The sequence below is a fragment of the Streptomyces telluris genome (assembly GCF_024519335.1).
Classification (GTDB): Bacteria; Actinomycetota; Actinomycetes; order Streptomycetales; family Streptomycetaceae; genus Streptomyces; species Streptomyces telluris.
The window spans coordinates 1-17,513 of record NZ_JANIID010000019.1 but is presented as its reverse complement, the minus strand read 5'-3'; the positions used below and the strand labels follow the sequence as shown (position 1 = coordinate 17,513).

Sequence of the window (17,513 nt, the reverse complement as noted above, 5' to 3'; positions counted from 1 at the left end):
CCCTCTTTCTGGATTTCCTGGGTTCACGAGGTGTTGCCGCCCGGCAAAGGGTCCGGGCTCGTGGATCTGCGGTGAGGGGCGAAATGCCCCTCGTGCCAGGCCTGATCAGCTCCGATCAGGAAGTCTTGCGGTCAGGAGGCCTTGGAGGCGGCCTCCGGTGCCTCGGCCTGGGCCGGGACGGTCGCCACGGGCTTGGGCGCCACGCGGGCGGGGGCCCACAGGCGGCGCAGGCCCACGGGGGCGGCCTGCCGCCCGCCGCGCCGGGCGAGGGCCCGTACGGCGAGGTCTCCGGCGAGCTGGACGATGGTGACGATGACGATGAGCAGCACGATGGTGATGTTCATCAGGCCGGTCTCGGAGCGCTGGTAGCCGTAGACGATGGCCAGGTTTCCGAGGCCGCCGCCGCCGACCGCGCCGGCCATCGCGGAGTAGCCGATGAGGGCGATGACGGTCGTGGTCAGGCCCGCGATGACCGAGGGCAGGGCCTGCGGGAGCAGCACCTTGAAGATCACGGTCCAGGTGCCGCCGCCCATGGACTGGACGGCTTCGACGAGGCCGTGGTCGACCTCGCGGAGCGCGGTCTCCACCAGCCGGGCGAAGAACGGGATCGCGCCGATGGCCAGGGCCACGACGGCCGCGCTGGGCCCGATGGAGGTGCCGACCACGAAGCGGCTGAAGGGGATCAGCCACACCATGAGGACGATGAAGGGCAGCGAGCGGCCGAGGTTGACGACCACGCCGACGACCTTGTTGACGACGACGTTCTGCAGGAGGCCGCCGCGGTCGGTGAGGACCAGCAGGATGCCCAGCGGCAGGCCGCCGAGGATGGTGTAGACGGTGGACCACCACACCATGAAGAGGGTGTCCAGACAGGCGTTCTGCAGCAGGGGCTGCATCTCGGACCAGGTCACTTGGCACCATCCTTCAGGAGCGCGTCGGCGGCATTCTCGACGGTATGCACATCGGCGACATCCACCTGCAGCCCCTGCTCACGCAGGAAGCCGATGGGAACGACGTTCTCCTCGAAGCGGCCGGGCAGCTCGATGCGCATCCGGCCGACCTGCTTGCCGCAGACGGTGTCCATCGCGGCGCCCAGGATCGAGATGTCGATGTTGTACGTACGGGAGAGCTGGGAGATGACCGGCTGGGTCGCGGCGTCGCCGTGGAAGGTGACGTCCACGACGGTGCGGTCCGGGCCGGACGGCTCGCCGCCGACCGGGAAGAGCTCGGCCGCGAGCTCGGAGCCGGGGGTGGCGAGGAGCTCGGAGACGGTGCCGGACTCCACCACGCGCCCGCCCTTCATCAGGGCCGCCGAGTCGCAGATGGTCTTGACGACCTCCATCTCGTGGGTGATGAGGAGGACGGTCAGGCCGAGCTGCTGGTTGAGGTCGCGCAGCAGCTGCAGGATGGAGCGGGTGGTCTCCGGGTCGAGCGCGGAGGTCGACTCGTCGGAGAGCAGCACCTTGGGGTCGCCGGCCAGGGCGCGGGCGATGCCGACGCGCTGCTTCTGGCCGCCGGAGAGCTGGCCGGGGTAGGCCTTGGCCTTGTCGGCGAGGCCGACGAGGTCGAGGAGCTCCAGGGCCTTGCGCTCGCGCTCCTTGCCGGAGACGCCGAGGATCTCCAGCGGAAGCTCGATGTTGGACTGCACGGTCCGCGAGGACAGCAGGTTGAAGTGCTGGAAGACCATGCCGATGCGGCTGCGCGCCTTGCGCAGCTCGGCCCCGGCGCGGTTGCCGCGCCCGGCGAGGGCGGTGAGGTCCTGGCCCGCGACGGTGACCGTGCCGGAGCTGGGGCGCTCCAGGAGGTTGACGCAGCGGATGAGGGTCGACTTGCCGGCGCCGCTCTGACCGACGACGCCGTACACCTCGCCCTCGCGCACGTGGAGGTCGACGCCGTCGAGGGCGGTGACCTCGCGGCCGCGTGAGCGGTAGACCTTTGTCAGGCCCGTAGTGGTGATCACAGGGGTTTCCGTCACTGTCGAGTGCGCGGCGGTGAGGGCGCCGGGCACGGGCATTCATTGCGGAGCGCGGCCTAGGTGCCCCGGCGGGCGCGAACGAGGGTCGCGGCTTCGGGGAGTCCTGGTGACGCGGGGCGGAGCTTTTCCGGTCCGGTCCGGGTGGGACGCGGGACGCGGGCTCTACGGGTCTCGCTTCGGGGCGCGAGGCACGGAACGGGGGCCCTCAGCGGTCACACATTCGACACATGCAACGAGCAGCGCCGGGCGTCGTCATCGCCTCGGTCGCACAGGTGCGGCTGCTCGTCGTGGTCATGCGGGAAAGTAAAACAGACGGATGTGCGAGTCGGCCAAGGCTGTCCGAATAGCGGACACAGCTGGCCGGTTCGTGGACACGCCCCGCCCCCCGTAAGTGATCTTCAAGCCATCGGCGGCCGCCCCTTGACCTGCGAGGACACGGGCCGCGGGCCCCGTGCCCGCACCCCTCGGGCGGGGCGCCCGAGGGCGCCCTGTGGTCAAGGCCACGGGCCGACCGGGCCCGGTACGGGGCCGGGCGCGGCGCATTCCGGGCAGGCCATTAAAGTCGTCCCATGCTTGTCCAGCCCCCTCCGCACGCGCGGCCCGCAGCCCGGTGGCCACGGTGATCGGCGCGCTGACGCTCGCGGTCGGACTGACCGCCCTCGCGCTGGCCGCCTGGTGCGGCATCGCCTTCTCCCGCGACCAGTCCACCAAGGACTGGCACTTCATCGGCATGGCCGTGGTGAGCGTCCTGGCGGTCGCCCAGCTCGTGGTCGGCGTCGTGCAGCTGGCGGGAGGGGACAAGCCCGAGCAGGGCACCGCCATCTTCCTGGCCTACCTGATCGGCTCGGCGGCGGCCGTTCCCGCCGCGGGCTTCATGTCGCTCGCGGAGCGGACCCGCTGGGGTTCGGCCACCGTGGCGGCGGGCGGCGTGATCCTGGCCGTGCTCGAAGTGCGGCTCTACGACATCTGGGGAGGCTGACCGTGACCGAACCGACCACCCCCGCGGGGCCGGGCTTCAACCTCGGCGAGGGACCGGGCCGGCTGCTGGTGTGGCTCTACGGCGTCTTCACCGTCGCCGCGGCCTCCCGCTCGGTCGTCCAGATGATCCTGGACTTCGGCCGCGCCCCGCTGGCCTACGTCCTGTCGGCGATCGCCGCCGTGGTGTACGCCTTCATCACGTACTCCCTGGTCCGCGGCGGCCCCACGGCCCGCCGGGCGGCGCTCGTGTGCTGCGCCGCCGAGCTGGCCGGCGTCCTCGTCGTCGGGACGTGGACGCTCGCCGAGCCGTCCGCCTTCCCCGACGCCACGGTCTGGTCGGACTACGGCATGGGCTACCTCTTCATCCCGGTGATCCTGCCCGTCACCGCGATGGTGTGGCTGCGCCGCGCGGCACAGCCACAGGCCGGCTAGCGGCTCGTCGTCGCGAGCGCCGCCCCGGCGGCGGCGCCCTGCGCGGCCTCCGCGTCCTGCTCCCGGCGTTCCTTCTCCATCGTCACCAGCGTGAGCTTGCGCGTGACCTGCTCGCTGGCCACCTGCGCGTACCCCCACTTGCGGTACAGCCGCAGGTTCCCCTCGTTGCGGTGGCCGGTGGCCAGGCGGTAGCGGGTCGCCCCCTCCTCCGCCAGCCGGGCCTCGACCGCGGCGAGCAGCCGCCCGCCCAGGCCGTGCCGCTGCATCCGGGGATGGACGATCATCCCGGAGATCACCGCCGCGCCCCCGGCGCCGGCCGTGCCGCGCACCGAGCCCACGACCTCGTCGCCGAGCCGGGCCACCAGGACGCAGCCGGCGCCCAGTTCGGCACGCAGCTCGGCGAGGGTCTGGGTGAGCGGTGCGATGGAGTAGTCCCCGTAGAGCTCGGCCTCGCCCTGATAGCAGAGGTACTGGAGTTTGAGGATCTGTTCCGCGTCGAGATCGGTCGCCGCAGAGATGGTCACGCTCATGCCCATGTGCCCACGCCTCCCCTTTTCGGTTCGGTCCGCCCTGACAGGAGCCGCCGTGGGTGCACGCCGCCTCCATGGCGCCGGTTGTCTATCGCTCCTTTCCCCAGGGTTCAGGAGCGGCAACCTCTGCCGTCAGCATTCTGCGCAGGCATCCCAGGCAACGGGAACGTACCGGCCCCAAAGATCCTTGTGACATTCCCAACTCGCCTGCGATTTCTCGGTAGGTCGGGTCCTTGCGGGAAAGGAGGGCGGCCAGCAGCCGGGGGCAGCGGCCGGGCAGCCGGCGCACCGCGGCGCGCAGCGCCCGGCCCTCCTCGGCGGCGAGCACCTGCTGTTCGACGCCCGCGTCGTGGCCGCCCGGCGGCTCGGAGTGGGTGGGGTCGTAGAGCACTTCGCGCCGGGCGCGGCGGCGCGCGGCGCGGGCCTCGGCCCGGACGGTCGCCCGCAGCCGGGCCGCCGAGACGATGGTGCGGCTGTCACTGAGCAGCCGCACCCAGACGCCCTGTTCGAGGTCGGCCGCGTCGGTCCCGGCGACCGCGGCCGCCTCGGCGGCGCACTCCGCCTTGAGCAGGGGGCTCAGCCGGATCAGGAGATCGCTCTGCGTCATGCGAGGCGTGACGTGCGGCCCGGCTCCGGCGGTTCCGGGCCGCCAAACGATCACCCTTGCGGGTTACCCCTTCAGAAACGCGTCCCGCGCTATCGCCGCGGTGTCGCAGTTGTCCGAGAAGATGCCGTCGATCCCGGTCGCGAAGTACGTCTTGAACGCCGCGAGCGCGTCACCGTAGCCGTTGGGGTCGGTGCCCCGCCGGAAGTCCGCCGGCAGGAAGCTGTTCTCGTTGCGCATGGTGTACGGGTGCAGGAGCAGCCCGGCGGCGTGCGCGTCGCGGACCAGCGTGGTGGGCTTGGTCAGCTTGTCGTTCTTGTCCCGCGGGATGATCAGGTTCAGCCACGGGCCGATGCCCTGGGCGAAGCCGGAGACCCACTTCAGGCCCTTGGGCGTGATCAGGTCGGCGACCGTGCGCGGGTCCTTGGCCTCGACGAAGTCCCACGGCTGCGTGGTGAGGTCGTCCAGCAGGAGCACCTTGGGGCAGTCGACGCCCAGCCGGTTCAGCCGCTGGAGGCTGCTCGGCTCGAAGGACTGCAGGAAGGTGTGGGCGTTGCGGCCCGAGCGGTTGTAGCGGCGCAGCAGCTTGGCGAGCCGCTCCTCCAGGCCGAGGCCGGCCTTGCGGAAGTAGGTGGGGTGCTTGGTCTCGATGTGCAGCCAGATGCGCCGGCCGCGCTTGCGGCCCTGCTCGTCGGCCCACTTCAGGACCTCTTCGAAGGTGGGCACCTGCCAGACGCCGTCGTAGAGGGTGTTGTGCTGGCGGGTGCCGGGGATGCGCTCCTTGGCGCGCAGCGTCTTCAGCTCGGCGAGCGTGAAGTCCTCGGTGAACCAGCCGGTGTGGGCCTCGCCGTCGACGGTCTTCGTCGTCCTGCGGGAGGCGAACTCCGGGCGGGAGGCGACGTCGGTGGTGCCGGTGATGTCGTTCTCGTGACGGCACACGAGGTGCCCGTCCTTGGTGGGGACGAGATCCTGCTCGATGACGTCCGCGCCGTTGTCGAGGGCGAACTGGTAGGAGCCGAGGGTGTGCTCGGGGCGGTAGCCGCTGCCGCCGCGGTGGCCGATGACGGTCGGCTTGGGCAGGTCCTTGTACGAACCGCCGGTGCCGCCGCCGTGGGCGCGCTCCGCGGTCTGCCCGCGCTGCGCGGCCGAGGCCGTGCCCGCTCCGCCGCCGAGGACGACCGCTCCCGCGCCGAGGGCCGCCGCGGCCCCCAGAAGGGTGCGCCTGCCCGGCCGCTGCTCCTGATCCATGAACGCTCCTTGCTTGCGCGTCCCGGCGCCGTTCCGGCACCCGTCGGACGCGCCGATCGTAAACATGTACGACTTCCGTCTGTGAAGACGAAGGTCAAACGGCGTGCAAACTCCTGTCAACACTCCGTATCGCATCCCCCTACCCGGGGTGCGCAAGGCCCATACCGGCGAGTATGGTCACTCCCCTGCGCAGGCATGCGCCGCACCGACCATCACGACCGGAGGGCCTCCGTTGTCCCGCATCTTGCTCAAGGCGTTCCTCGGATTGCTCATGCGCGTCCTGTACCGCCCCAAGGTGGAGGGCACGGAGCACATCCCCGGCAGCGGGCCGGTCATCCTGGCGGGCAGCCACGTGACGTTCGTCGACTCGCTGTTCCTCGCGCTGGTGGTCAAGCGGCAGGTCTTCTTCATCGGCAAGGACGAGTACGTCACGGGCAAGGGGATCAAGGGCCGGCTCATGGCCTGGTTCTTCCGCAGCTCCGGCATGATCCCGGTGGACCGCGACGGCGGCCGCGGCGGCGTGGCCGCGCTGATGACCGGCCGCCGCATCCTCGACGAGGGCAAGGTCTTCGGCATCTACCCCGAGGGCACCCGCTCCCCCGACGGCCGTCTCTACCGCGGCCGCACCGGCATCGCCCGCCTCGCGCTGATGACGGGCGCGCCGGTGGTGCCGTTCGCGATGATCGGCATGGACAAGGTCCAGCCGGGCGGCAAGGGCATGCTGCACCTCGCCCCGGTGACGGTCCGCTTCGGCGAGCCCCTGGACTTCTCCCGCTACGAGGGCATGGACCGCGACCGCTACATCCTGCGCGCCGTCACCGACGAGGTGATGAGCGAGGTCATGAGCCTGTCGGGCCAGGAGTACGTGGACGTCTACGCGACCAAGGCCAGGGCCTCGAAGGCCGCCTGACGCCACGTCACCCGAGGTCGGCTAGCCCAGGCCGATGCACCGGGGCTGGAAGGCCGGGTCGGCCGGGCCCTTGCGCCCCAGCGCGTTGAGGACCCACTGGGCGACGACCGGGTCCTTGGTGGCCTGGTCGTGCATGAAGAGGTCGAGCTTGCACTTGTCCTGCAGCACGACGTTGGTGACGCGCTCGGCCGGGCCGCTGAGCAGGGCGCTGGTGTAGGGGATGACGACCTCGTCGTAGCGCGTGGTGACGACGGTGTAGTCGGGGCCGGCCGGCGCCTCCTCGCCCTCGTTGAGCTTCTGCATGAAGTCCGAGCCCCAGCGCTGGTCGGCGCAGGACGGGCAGAACGTCCACCCGGCCGGGATGGCCAGGGGGTTCTTCGTGCCGTGGTTGGACGGGACGATGCCGACGAGGTCGTCGACCTTGTCCGCGCCGCCCAGGAACTTCACGTAGTAGCGCGGCATCATGCCGCCCTGGCTGTGGCCGACGAGGTCGACCTTCTTCGCGCCCGTGGCGGCGCGCACGGTCTCCACGAAGTCGCGCAGCTCCTCGGCCGACTGCGGGACCGGGGCCGTCTCCAAGTTGCCGTAGTTGAAGGCGAAGACGCAGTAGCCCGCCTCCTTCAGCTTCGGGGAGAGCGCGGACCAGTTCTCACCCATGAGCTTGAAGGTGCCGTTGACGAGCACGACGGGCTCGGGGTGGGCCGAATCCGGCTTGCAGGACCAGTCGTTGGCCCCGCGCGGCGGGGTGTCGAGGACCGAGGCGGAGGCCGGGGACGCGGCCACGCCCGTGAGGCCCAGGGCCGCGGTGGCCGCGGCGGCGAGCAGCAGTCTGACCGTTCTGCGGAGACGCATGAGGGGGGTTTCCTTTGGCAACGGGACGGTGGGGGACCACCGTCAGAACCGAACCATGTTCGACAATGTCGACCAGTGGTCGTGATCGTTGCCCGTGCGTAAAGGTTGCGTCAAGAGGAATTGTTTCCGGCATATGTCACACGGGCCGGGGCTTGCCGCCCCGGCCCGTCGTACGCTTGGCTCATCCGAGCCCTGCCCTGCTCAAACCGGTGAATGCGGTTCCGTTTGCCGTACCCGCGCGGCGGTTCAGCCGCCGTACCCCTCCTCCAGCTTCTGCCCGCGCAGCAGGAACCACGCGGCAACGGCCGTGGCCAGCAGCACCACCGCGCCGACACCCGAGGCGATCTGCAGCCCGTCGACGAAGGCGTCCTGTGCGGAGGTGAGCAGGCTCGTGGCCTGGTCGGCAGGCAGGTCGGAGGTCGCTTCCACGGCGCCGCCGAGGGACTCGTGGGCCTGCGCGGCGGTCGCCTCCGGCACGCCCGCGGGGACGGCGAAGTCCCGGTAGACGCCGGTGACGATCGAGCCGAGCAGCGCGATGCCGAGCGCGGCGCCGAGCTCGTAGGCCGTCTCCGAGACCGCCGAGGCGGCACCCGCCTGCTCCTTGGGGACGCTGGAGAGGATCACGTCGGCCGTGACGGTGAACGAGAAGCCCGCGCCGACCCCCACGACCAGCAGCGACGCCCCGAGCACCGGGTAGGCGGTGTCGGACTCCAGCCAGATGAGCACCGCGAGGGCGACGCCGATGGCCGCGAGCCCGCCGGCCACCACCGACCGCACCGAGAACCGCCGGGCGGCCCGTCCCGCGAGCAGACCCGCGGTGACCGCGCCGATCGCGGCCGGCAGCTCGGCCAGGCCGGCCTCCAGCGGGCTGCGCCCCTGGACGAGCTGGAGGAACTGCGACAGGAAGAAGACCATGCCGGACAGGCCGAGGACGGTCAGCAGGTCGGCCAGCACCGCGCCCGAGAAGCCCCTGTGGTGGAACAGCCGCATGTTCAGCAGCGGCGAGGGCAGCGTGAGCTGCCGGCGGACGAACCACACCAGTGCCGCCACGCCCACGGCCGCCGCCGCGGCGACGCCCCAGCCCAGGCCGTGTGTGGCGCCCTCCTTGATCGCGTAGACGACGGCGATCACGCCGGTCATCGACAGCGCCACGCTGAGCAGGTCCCACGGGCCGGGCGAGGGGTCGCGCGACTCGGGCAGCAGCTTGGCGCCGACGATCACCAGCACGGCCATCACCGGCAGGTTGATCAGGAAGACCGAGCCCCACCAGAAGTGCCCCAGCAGGAAGCCGCCCACCACGGGCCCGACGGCGGCGCCCGCGGAGGCCATGGCACCCCAGATGCCGATGGCCAGGCTGCGCTCCTTGGGGTCGTGGAAGATGTTGCGGATGAGCGCCAGCGTGGACGGCATCAGCGTCGCGCCCGCGACGCCCAGCAGGGCCCGGGCGGCGATCATCATCTCGGGCGTGGAGGCGTAGGCGTTCAGCACCGACACCGCGCCGAAGGCCACGGCGCCGCACAGCAGGAGCTTCTTGCGGCCGATGCGGTCGCCGAGGCTGCCCATGGAGACCAGGAGTCCGGCGATGACGAACGAGTAGACGTCGCCGATCCACAGCAGCTGGGTGCCCGTCGGCTGCAGGTCCTCGCTGAGGAACGGCGTGGCCAGGCCGAGGACGGTGGCGTCGACCGCGACGAGGAGGACGGCCAGGGCGAGGACGGCCAGGGCGAGCCAGCGCCCGGGGCGGGGGGTCTCGGCGGGGGCCGCGAGGGTCTGCGGGCCGCCGGCGGTTCCGGTCACCGTTTCATCCTCCGCTCGGTACCGGTCCTTCGCTCGGCGCCGCCGAGCAGCAGCTCGGCGACCATCCGGGGCATGTCCTTGGCGGCCACGCGCCGGTCCTGGACGGCCCAGGCTCCGGTGCCGATCAATCCGTAGAGGGCCTCGGTAAGCCAGGCGGGCGTGAGGTCGAGCCGGAAGGCGCCCTCCTCCTGCCCGCGGCGGAAGAGCTCCTGGACGCGGGCGTCGAGGCGGTTCCAGCCCTCGTTGGTGCCGTTCTCGTAGAGCTGGTTCTCGGTGAAGAGGAAGGCGAGCATGCCAGCGACGGGCTCGGCCTCGTCGATCAGGCGGCGCACGGCGCCGGCCGCGTCGCCCTCCTCGATCCGGGCCGCGTCCAGGGCCTGCCCGAACTGCTGGATGCCCAGGTCCTCCAGGGCGCGGACGAGCGCGTCGCGCCCGGCGAAGTGGCGGTGGAGGGTGGCGCGACCGATCCCGGCGGCCTTGGCGATCTCGTCCATGGAGGCGGTCGCTCTGCGGGTGAGCAGGGCGGCGGCCTCCCTCAGCACATGGTCTCGGTCAACACTCATGAGACGACGATAACCCGGGTGAGACGCAAATGTCTCATCCGGGTTGCCGTCGTCTCAGGAAGCGCGTGGCCGTCTCAGGGGAAGCACGGCCGTCCCAAGGGACGAGCGTCAGCCGCGCTTGGCGTCCGCCCACTCCCGCTGGACCGCCAGGTCCGCCTTGACCTCGCCGAGCTGGACCGCGACCGCGGACGGCGCGGTGCCGCCCCGCCCGCTGCGCGAGGCGAGCGCACCGGGGACGCTCAGGACCGACCGGACCTCGGGCGTCAGGTGCGGCGAGATGGCGGCGAACTGCTCGTCGGTCAGGCCGTCCAGCTCGATGCCGCGCGCCTCGCACTCCTTGACGCACTCCCCCGCCACCTCGTGCGCCACGCGGAACGGCACGCCCTGCTTGACGAGCCACTCGGCGATGTCGGTGGCCAGGGAGAATCCGGCGGGGGCCAGCTCCTCCATCCGGGCGCGGTTGACCGTGAGGGTCGCCATCATCCCGGTGAAGGCCGGCAGGAGGACCTCCAGCTGGTCGCAGGAGTCGAAGACGGGCTCCTTGTCCTCCTGCAGGTCCCGGTTGTAGGCGAGGGGCAGGGCCTTGAGGGTGGCGAGCAGGCCGGTGAGGTTGCCGATGAGCCGCCCGGACTTGCCCCGCGCGAGCTCGGCGATGTCCGGGTTCTTCTTCTGCGGCATGATCGAGGAGCCGGTGGAGAAGGCGTCGTGGAGGGTGACGAAGGAGAACTCCTTCGTGTTCCAGATGATGACCTCCTCGGCGATCCGCGACAGGTCGATGCCGATCATCGCCGTGATGAAGGCGAACTCGGCGACGAAGTCGCGCGAGGCCGTCCCGTCGATGGAGTTGCCCGCCGAGCCGCGCTCGAAGCCGAGGTCGGCCGCGACCGCCTCCGGGTCGAGCCCGAGGGAGGACCCGGCGAGGGCCCCCGACCCGTAGGGCGAGACCGCCGTGCGCTCGTCCCACTGCCGCAGCCGCTCGGCGTCCCGGGAGAGCGACTGGACGTGCGCGAGCACGTGGTGGGCGAACAGGACGGGCTGGGCGTGCTGCAGGTGCGTCCGCCCCGGCATGGCGACGCCGGCGTGGGCCTCGGCGAGGCCCACGAGCGCCTCCTGCAGGTCGGTGAGGAGCCCCCCGATGATCCTGGCGTGGTCGCGCAGGTACATCCGGAAGAGCGTGGCGACCTGGTCGTTGCGGGACCGCCCGGCGCGCAGCTTGCCGCCGAGGTCCGGGCCGAGCCGCTCCAGCAGGCCCCGCTCCAGCGCGGTGTGCACGTCCTCGTCGGCGACGGTGCCGGTGAAGGTCCCGGCGGCGACGTCCTGCTCCAGCCGGTCGAGGCCGTCGAGCATCCGCTCCAGCTCGTCGGCCGTCAGCAGGCCGGCCGTGTGGAGCACGCGGGCGTGGGCACGGGAACCGGCGATGTCGTAGGGGGCGAGCCGCCAGTCGAAGTGGACCGAGGCGGACAGCTTGGCCAGCGCTTCGGCCGGGCCGTCGGCGAAACGGCCGCCCCAGAGCCGGACGTCGTCGGTGGTGCCGTTGCTCACTTGCGTGCTCCTCGTGGGTGGTGGGGGGCGGCCGGCCGCCGCGGGCGGGTGCCGCCGTGCCCGCCCGTGCCCCTGCGGCACGACCGGGCACGGCGGCCGCTGGTCGGTCAGGCCAGGTCGCGCTTCGCGGCGATCTTCGAGGACAGGCCGAAGATCTCGATGAAGCCCTTCGACATGGACTGGTCGAACGTGTCGCCCGTGTCGTACGTGGCGAGGTTGAAGTCGTAGAGCGACTTCTCGGACTTCCGGCCCGTGACGACGGCCCGGCCGCCGTGCAGCGTCATCCGGATGTCGCCGGAGACGTGCTCGTTGGCCTCGGCGATGAAGCCGTCCAGGGCCCGCTTGAGCGGGGAGAACCACAGGCCGTCGTAGACGAGCTCGGTCCACCGCTGCTCGACCTGCCGCTTGTACCGGGCGAGCTCGCGCTCGACCGTGACGGCCTCCAGCTCCTGGTGGGCGGTGATCAGCGCGATGGCGCCGGGCGCCTCGTAGATCTCCCGGGACTTGATGCCGACCAGCCGGTCCTCGACCATGTCCAGCCGGCCGACGCCCTGGGCGCCGGCCCGCGCGTTGAGCTGCTGGATGGCCTGCAGAACGGAGACGGGCTTGCCGTCGATCGCGACCGGGACGCCCTGCTCGAAGGTGATGATCACCTCGTCGGCCTCCCGGGGGGTGGCCGGGTTGTCCGTGTAGTCGTAGACGTCCTCGATCGGGGCGTTCCAGATGTCCTCGAGGAAGCCGGTCTCGACGGCCCGGCCGAAGACGTTCTGGTCGATGGAGTACGGGGACTTCTTGGTGGTGGCGATCGGCAGGCCCTTGGCCTCGCAGAAGGCGATGGCCTTGTCCCGCGTCATCGCGTAGTCCCGGACGGGGGCGATGCACTTGAGCCCGGGGGCGAGGGAGGAGATGCCGGCCTCGAACCGCACCTGGTCGTTGCCCTTGCCGGTGCAGCCGTGGGCGACGGTGGTCGCGCCGTGCTTCTGCGCGGCGGCGACGAGGTGCTTGACGATCGTGGGCCGGGAGAGGGCGGAGACCAGCGGGTACCGGTCCATGTAGAGGGCGTTGGCCTTGATCGCCGGGAGGCAGTACTCCTCGGCGAACTCGTCCTTGGCGTCGGCGACCTCCGCCTCCACCGCACCGCAGGCGAGCGCGCGCTTGCGGATGACGTCCAGGTCCTCGCCGCCCTGGCCGACGTCCACGGCAACGGCGATGACCTCGGCGCCCGTCTCCTCGGCGATCCAGCCGATGGCGACGGAGGTGTCCAGGCCGCCGGAGTAGGCGAGTACGACGCGCTCGGTCACGGGTTTCTCCTTACGATGCATACGCTGATGGGCATAAGTATGCACTGCACCGTATGTTTCGTCAATGGGCGACACCGATAGCGGTACGTGGTCGGTTCGTGACGCAGACGGAGGGCCGGACCCCGAATTTGGATCACGCAGCCAAACAGGATATTTTCTTTCTGCACGCCCCACCGGGAAGAAACCCGGGAGGGACGAGCACCGGGACGTGGCGCAGCTTGGTAGCGCACTTGACTGGGGGTCAAGGGGTCGTGGGTTCAAATCCCGCCGTCCCGACCAGCGAACATCGCAGGTCGGAGGCCGTTTCCTCGTAAGAGGAAGCGGCCTTTTCCGTTTCTCTGCCTGCTCTGCCCGCTCTGCCCGCTCTGCCCGCTACGGCTCCTGCGGCACGGCGGCTACGGCGGCTACGGCGGCTACGGCTGCCGCAGCTTTCCCGGGGCGACCCGGCGGCCCTCCCGCAGGACCGCCGTCACCGCGTGGACGGCCGTGATGTCGGCGAGGGGGTCCCCCGCCACCGCCACGACGTCCGCGTCGAAGCCCGGCGCGATGCACCCCTTGCGGCAGGCGACGCCGCACGCGCGGGCCGCCGCCGAGGTCGCGGCGCGCAGCGCCTCCAGCGGGCCGAAGCCCATCTCCGCCATGGCGACGACGCTGTACGGGTGGCTGCCGTGGGCCTTGACCGGGAAGATCCCCGAGTCGCTGCCGCAGACCACGCCCACACCGGCCTCCCGCATCGCGGCCATCCCGGCGACCAGCCCGGGCAGGCGGCGGGCGATCCGCGGCGGGGGCGGCGGGCCGCCGGGCAGGGCCCCCAGGGTGAGGGAGGCGACCACGCCGAGGCGGACCATGTCGTCGAGGATGCGCCGGTCGTAGTCCACGCCGGTGGCGGTCTCGTCGCTCTCGTCGGTGATCTCCGTGACGAAGAAGCAGTGCTCGACCATGTCGAACCCGGCGGCCACGGCGGCGGCGATGCCCGCCGCCGAGTGGGCGTGCGCGGTGACCGGCAGCCCGTGCCGGTGGGCCTCGCGCACGGCGGCGAGCAGCTCGGCGTGGCCGTACTGCACGTGGAGCGGGTCCGAGCCGGGGGTCAGGTCGCCGCCGGTCACCATCACCTTCACCACGTCGACGCCCCGCCCGGCGCGCTCGCGCACGGCCGCCCGGATCGCGTCGACGCCCTCGGCCTGCCCGCCGAGGAACCAGCAGTGGCCGCGCGCGGTGGTGATCGGCGGACCGGAGGCGAGCACGGTGGGACCGGCCACGGGATCCTCGGCGGTCTCCTCGCGCACCCGCAGCGCGAGATACCCCCGGTCCCCCAGGTCCCTTACGGTCGTCACGCCCGCGGCGAGCGCCGCCCGGCCCGCTTCCCGCATCCGGTCGAGCAGTTCCTCGTCGTCCGCGCGCCGCAGGCGTTCCACGGCGTCGTCGCTCGCGTCGAAGGCGAGGTGGACGTGGGTGTCCACGAAGCCCGGGAGCAGCGTCACGTCCCCCAGGTCCAGCAGTTCGGCGCCCGCGGGCACGCTCCCGCCGGGGTGCACGGCGACGACCCGCCCGCCCTCGGCCAGCACCACGGGCCGTTCGACGAGCCCCGGTCCTATCCCGTCGAAGAGCTTCGCCGCGCGGATCGCGAGCATGTGTCCTCCCCTTGCCCGATGACTGCTGTTGGGCCGGTGTTCACGGCGCCGACGTCCCGGGCCCTTCTCATCCTGCCCACTCCGGCGCCGCGGGAGCCCGCGCCCGGCATGTTTTCCCGGCCGGGAGGGGGTCGGGGCGGAGTGCGGGTGGTGCGGCGGACACGACCGATGGCGCCCCGCAAGTGCGGGACGCCATCGGCGCGTTCGGCCGGGGTGCGGGGTGCGGCCGGGATCCCCCGGGCCGCGCCCGCGCCCTCAGCGCTCCTTCTGGGCCAGTCTGAGCAGGTGGTCCGCGAGGGCCTGGCCGCCCTTGGGGTCGCGGCTGATGAGCATCACCGTGTCGTCGCCGGCGATGGTGCCGATGATCTCGTGCACCCCCGCCTGGTCGATCGCGGAGGCGAAGAACTGCGCGGCGCCCGGCGGCGTGCGCAGGACGACCAGGTTGGCGGAGGCCTCCGCCGAGATCAGCAGTTCGCCCGCCAGGCGGCCCATGCGGGCCTCGGTCGCGGATTCGCCGAGCGGGGCCCGGGGGGTGCGGTCGCCGCCCTCCGACGGGACCGCGTAGATCAGCTCGCCACCGGTGTTGCGGATCTTGACCGCGCCCAGTTCGTCGAGGTCGCGGGAGAGCGTCGCCTGGGTGACGGACAGGCCGTCGTCGGCGAGCAGCTTGGCGAGCTGGCTCTGCGACCGGACCGCCTGCCGGCCGAGGATGTCCACGATCCGGCGGTGGCGGGCGGTACGGGTCTGCGGTACGGCCTGTCCGCCGTGGAACGGCTCCGGCTCCTGCGCCTGGGTCATCGTCTCGTCAGTCTCCGCTTCGTCGTTCCCCGAGGGGCCGCAGGGGCCGTGTCGCCCCGCCGGCCCCGTCCGCCTCGTCGGCCGCTCCGGCCGCTCACGCCCCCGGGCCGACGGCGGCAGCAGCGGCGTCCAGGACACCCGGCAGGGCCCGGAGGAACGTTTCCACCTCATCTTCCGTGATGATCAGCGGCGGGGCCAGCCGCACCACGTCGGGTGCGACCGCGTTCACCAGGAGGCCGGCGTCCTGTGCTGCCTGCTGCACCTTCGGTGCAAGGGGCTCGGAAAGGACAATACCCAGCAGCAGGCCCGCGCCACGGACGCGGTCGACCAGCGGGTGGCCGAGCGCAGCGATCCCGTCACGCAGCCGCTCCCCCGTCAGCGTCACGCGGGGGAGGATTCCTTCGCCCTCCAGCGTGTCGAGGACCGCCAGGGCGGCTGCGCACGCGACGGGGTTCCCGCCGAAGGTGGAGCCGTGCTGACCGGGCGTCAGCAGATCGGCGGCCGGGCCGAAGGCGAGCGTCGCCCCGATCGGCAGGCCGCCGCCGAGGCCCTTGGCGAGCGTGACCACGTCGGGCTCGACGCCCTGCGCCTGGTGCTCGAACCAGTGGCCGGTGCGGCCGATACCTGTCTGAATCTCGTCCAGGACGAGGAGGGTGCCGGTGGCGCGGGTGATCTCCCGGGCGGCGGCGAGGTAGCCGGGGGGCGGCACGACGACGCCGGCCTCGCCCTGGAGCGGCTCCAGCACCACGAGCGCGGTGTCGGTGGTCACGGCGGCCCGCAGCGCCTCGGCGTCGCCGTAGGGGACGTGGGTGACGCCCGCGGGCAGCGGCAGGAACGGGTCCTGCTTGGCGGGCTGGCCGGTGAGCGCCAGGGCTCCCATCGTGCGGCCGTGGAAGCCGCCGGTGGCGGCGACCATGTGCGTGCGGCCCGTCCGGCGCCCGATCTTGAACGCGGCCTCGACCGCCTCCGCCCCCGAGTTGGCGAAGTACACGCGGCCCGGCCGGCCCGCGAGGGCGAGCAGCCGCTCGGCCAGGGCGACCGTCGGCTCGGCGGTGAAGAGGTTGGAGACGTGGCCGAGGGTGGCGATCTGGTCCGACACCGCCCGGACGACCGCCGGGTGGGCGTGGCCGAGGGCGTTGACGGCGATGCCGCCGACGAGGTCGAGGTACGGCTTGCCGTCGGCGTCCCAGACGGTGCTCCCCTCCCCGCGGACGAGGGGGATGCGCGGGGTGCCGTAGTTGTCCATCAGCGCGCCCTGCCAGCGCTGGGTGAGTCCGGCGTTGGTCACTGCTGCTTCCCCTCCGGCGTGCCCGCCGCTTCGTCGGGCACGACCATCGTGCCGATGCCCTCGTCCGTGAAGATCTCCAGCAGGATCGAGTGCTGGACCCGGCCGTCTATGACGCGGGCCGTGGTGACGCCGTTGCGCACGGCGTGCAGGCACCCCTCCATCTTGGGGACCATCCCGCTGGCCAGGTCGGGCAGCAGCGCCTCCAGCTCGCTCGCCGTGAGCCGGCTGATGACCTCGTCGCTGTGCGGCCAGTCCTCGTAGAGGCCCTCGACGTCGGTGAGGACCATCAGCGTCTCCGCGCCGAGGGCCGCGGCGAGCGCGGCCGCCGCGGTGTCGGCGTTGACGTTGTAGACGTGGCCGTCGTCGGCGCTGCGGGCGATGGAGGAGAGGACGGGGATGCGCCCGTCGTCGAGCAGGGCCTGGACGGCGCCGGTGTCGATGGCGGTGATCTCGCCGACGCGGCCGATGTCGACGCGTTCGCCGTCGATGTCGGCGTAGTGCTTGGTGGCGGTCATGGTGTGGGCGTCCTCGCCCGTGAGGCCCACGGCCAGCGGGCCGTGCTCGTTGAGCAGGCCGACGAGTTCGCGCTGCACCTGCCCGGCGAGCACCATGCGGACGACGTCCATGGCCTCCGGGGTGGTCACCCGCAGGCCGGCCTTGAACTCCGACTCCAGGCCCAGCCGGTCCAGCTGCGCGCTGATCTGCGGGCCGCCGCCGTGCACCACCACGGGGCGCAGCCCGGCGTGGTGGAGGAAGACGACGTCCTGGGCGAAGGCGGCCTTCAGCTCCTCGTCGACCATGGCGTTGCCGCCGAACTTGATGACGACGGTCTTGCCGTGATGCCGCGTCAGCCAGGGCAGCGCCTCGACGAGGATGCGCGCCTTGGGCAGGGCGGTGTGTTTGCGGGTGGTGCCCGCGCTGTCCGTGGTCGTCATGAGGAGTACGCGCTGTTCTCGTGGACGTAGTCGGCGGTGAGGTCGTTGGCCCAGATGACGGCGGACTCGCCGCCCTCGGCCAGGTCGGCGGTGATGCGCACCTCGCGGTAGCGCATGTCGACGAGGTCG

18 protein-coding genes and 1 tRNA gene are annotated in these 17,513 nt (G+C 72.0%); 4 read left to right on the top strand and 15 right to left on the bottom strand.

From position 1 onward, the window contains the following. Positions 1 to 131 precede the first annotated feature (131 nt). Together NQU55_RS20495 and NQU55_RS20490 are read right to left on the bottom strand one after the other, a co-directional pair. The gene (locus NQU55_RS20495) at positions 132 to 911 is read right to left on the bottom strand and encodes a methionine ABC transporter permease (RefSeq protein WP_256790937.1); all 780 of its coding nucleotides are present in this window, start codon (positions 909 to 911) and stop codon (positions 132 to 134) included. Further along, positions 908 to 2,008 carry a methionine ABC transporter ATP-binding protein gene (locus NQU55_RS20490; RefSeq protein ID WP_308402258.1) on the bottom strand — a complete coding sequence of 367 codons (1,101 nt, stop codon included), beginning with the start codon at positions 2,006 to 2,008 and terminating at the stop codon, positions 908 to 910. The genes NQU55_RS20495 and NQU55_RS20490 overlap by 4 nt, the downstream gene beginning before the upstream one ends. Before the next feature lie 586 nt (positions 2,009 to 2,594). Between NQU55_RS20490 and NQU55_RS20485 the strand changes: the two genes are divergently transcribed. After that, positions 2,595 to 2,954, top strand: a complete 360-nt coding sequence (locus tag NQU55_RS20485) for a hypothetical protein (RefSeq protein ID WP_168095173.1) — start codon at positions 2,595 to 2,597, stop codon at positions 2,952 to 2,954. Positions 2,955 to 2,956: 2 nt separating this feature from the next. Further along, complete coding sequence (locus NQU55_RS20480) at positions 2,957 to 3,385, top strand: hypothetical protein (protein WP_256790935.1); 429 nt, start codon at positions 2,957 to 2,959, stop codon at positions 3,383 to 3,385. On the opposite strand, the gene NQU55_RS20475 is transcribed toward NQU55_RS20480, so the two are convergent. The 3 genes from NQU55_RS20475 to NQU55_RS20465 form a co-directional block, all read right to left on the bottom strand. Then, positions 3,382 to 3,921 (bottom strand): GNAT family N-acetyltransferase, encoded by a 540-nt coding sequence (locus NQU55_RS20475; RefSeq protein WP_168095172.1) that lies wholly within the window; start codon positions 3,919 to 3,921, stop codon positions 3,382 to 3,384. The two genes, NQU55_RS20480 and NQU55_RS20475, sit on opposite strands and share 4 nt — an antisense overlap. Positions 3,922 to 4,003: 82 nt before the next feature. Then, the gene (locus NQU55_RS20470) at positions 4,004 to 4,522 is read right to left on the bottom strand and encodes a sigma-70 RNA polymerase sigma factor region 4 domain-containing protein (RefSeq protein WP_168095171.1); all 519 of its coding nucleotides are present in this window, start codon (positions 4,520 to 4,522) and stop codon (positions 4,004 to 4,006) included. Positions 4,523 to 4,585: 63 nt separating this feature from the next. Then, positions 4,586 to 5,767 (bottom strand): glycerophosphodiester phosphodiesterase, encoded by a 1,182-nt coding sequence (locus NQU55_RS20465; protein ID WP_168095170.1) that lies wholly within the window; start codon positions 5,765 to 5,767, stop codon positions 4,586 to 4,588. A gap of 232 nt (positions 5,768 to 5,999) precedes the next feature. On the opposite strand from NQU55_RS20465, the gene NQU55_RS20460 reads away from it, so the two are divergent. Then, complete coding sequence (locus NQU55_RS20460; RefSeq protein ID WP_168095169.1) at positions 6,000 to 6,677, top strand: lysophospholipid acyltransferase family protein; 678 nt, start codon at positions 6,000 to 6,002, stop codon at positions 6,675 to 6,677. Between the two features lie 21 nt (positions 6,678 to 6,698). Here NQU55_RS20460 and NQU55_RS20455 read toward each other — a convergent pair whose 3' ends face one another. The 5 genes from NQU55_RS20455 to NQU55_RS20435 form a co-directional block, all read right to left on the bottom strand. Beyond that, the gene (locus tag NQU55_RS20455; protein WP_168095168.1) at positions 6,699 to 7,529 is read right to left on the bottom strand and encodes an alpha/beta fold hydrolase; all 831 of its coding nucleotides are present in this window, start codon (positions 7,527 to 7,529) and stop codon (positions 6,699 to 6,701) included. Between the two features lie 246 nt (positions 7,530 to 7,775). Further along, a complete protein-coding gene (locus NQU55_RS20450; protein WP_256790934.1) occupies positions 7,776 to 9,326 on the bottom strand; it encodes an MFS transporter in 1,551 nt (516 codons plus the stop codon). Continuing rightward, positions 9,323 to 9,889, bottom strand: coding sequence for a TetR/AcrR family transcriptional regulator (locus tag NQU55_RS20445; RefSeq protein WP_168094556.1), 567 nt, complete (start codon positions 9,887 to 9,889; stop codon positions 9,323 to 9,325). Before NQU55_RS20445 ends, NQU55_RS20450 begins: the two co-directional genes overlap by 4 nt. Before the next feature lie 108 nt (positions 9,890 to 9,997). Continuing rightward, positions 9,998 to 11,431 carry an argininosuccinate lyase gene (gene argH, locus NQU55_RS20440; RefSeq protein WP_168094557.1) on the bottom strand — a complete coding sequence of 478 codons (1,434 nt, stop codon included), beginning with the start codon at positions 11,429 to 11,431 and terminating at the stop codon, positions 9,998 to 10,000. 107 nt (positions 11,432 to 11,538) lie between these two features. Further along, positions 11,539 to 12,732 (bottom strand): argininosuccinate synthase, encoded by a 1,194-nt coding sequence (locus NQU55_RS20435; RefSeq protein WP_168094558.1) that lies wholly within the window; start codon positions 12,730 to 12,732, stop codon positions 11,539 to 11,541. A 202-nt stretch (positions 12,733 to 12,934) separates the two neighbouring features. Here NQU55_RS20435 and NQU55_RS20430 point away from each other — a divergent pair. Further along, positions 12,935 to 13,011 (top strand) — tRNA-Pro (locus tag NQU55_RS20430). A 134-nt stretch (positions 13,012 to 13,145) separates the two neighbouring features. Here NQU55_RS20430 and NQU55_RS20425 read toward each other — a convergent pair. The 5 genes from NQU55_RS20425 to NQU55_RS20405 form a co-directional block, all read right to left on the bottom strand. Then, on the bottom strand, positions 13,146 to 14,363 hold the full coding sequence (locus tag NQU55_RS20425; RefSeq protein WP_168094559.1) for an amidohydrolase family protein: 1,218 nt from the start codon (positions 14,361 to 14,363) through the stop codon (positions 13,146 to 13,148). A gap of 255 nt (positions 14,364 to 14,618) precedes the next feature. Then, positions 14,619 to 15,161: an arginine repressor gene (locus tag NQU55_RS20420; protein WP_058045220.1), complete on the bottom strand. Its 543-nt coding sequence runs from the start codon at positions 15,159 to 15,161 to the stop codon at positions 14,619 to 14,621. Between the two features lie 94 nt (positions 15,162 to 15,255). Continuing rightward, positions 15,256 to 16,449 (bottom strand): acetylornithine transaminase, encoded by a 1,194-nt coding sequence (locus tag NQU55_RS20415; protein ID WP_168094560.1) that lies wholly within the window; start codon positions 16,447 to 16,449, stop codon positions 15,256 to 15,258. Further along, entirely contained in the window at positions 16,446 to 17,384 is a 939-nt protein-coding gene (gene argB, locus NQU55_RS20410) for an acetylglutamate kinase (protein WP_256790933.1), read from the bottom strand. Before argB ends, NQU55_RS20415 begins: the two co-directional genes overlap by 4 nt. After that, positions 17,381 to 17,513 (bottom strand): bifunctional ornithine acetyltransferase/N-acetylglutamate synthase (locus NQU55_RS20405; protein WP_256790959.1); only part of this gene is annotated, 133 nt, incomplete at its 5' end. The genes NQU55_RS20405 and argB, both read right to left, overlap by 4 nt.

What these genes read in the sequence shown, in the direction of transcription:
- NQU55_RS20475 (WP_168095172.1), bottom strand. Translation starts at nt 3,921, where the DNA reads ATGGGCATGAGCGTGACCATCTCTGCGGCGACCGATCTCGACGCGGAA.
- NQU55_RS20470 (WP_168095171.1), bottom strand. Translation starts at nt 4,522, where the DNA reads ATGACGCAGAGCGATCTCCTGATCCGGCTGAGCCCCCTGCTCAAGGCG.
- NQU55_RS20465 (WP_168095170.1), bottom strand. Translation starts at nt 5,767, where the DNA reads ATGGATCAGGAGCAGCGGCCGGGCAGGCGCACCCTTCTGGGGGCCGCG.
- NQU55_RS20455 (WP_168095168.1), bottom strand. Translation starts at nt 7,529, where the DNA reads ATGCGTCTCCGCAGAACGGTCAGACTGCTGCTCGCCGCCGCGGCCACC.
- NQU55_RS20445 (WP_168094556.1), bottom strand. Translation starts at nt 9,889, where the DNA reads ATGAGTGTTGACCGAGACCATGTGCTGAGGGAGGCCGCCGCCCTGCTC.
- NQU55_RS20425 (WP_168094559.1), bottom strand. Translation starts at nt 14,363, where the DNA reads ATGCTCGCGATCCGCGCGGCGAAGCTCTTCGACGGGATAGGACCGGGG.
- NQU55_RS20420 (WP_058045220.1), bottom strand. Translation starts at nt 15,161, where the DNA reads ATGACCCAGGCGCAGGAGCCGGAGCCGTTCCACGGCGGACAGGCCGTA.
- argB (WP_256790933.1), bottom strand. Translation starts at nt 17,384, where the DNA reads ATGACGACCACGGACAGCGCGGGCACCACCCGCAAACACACCGCCCTG.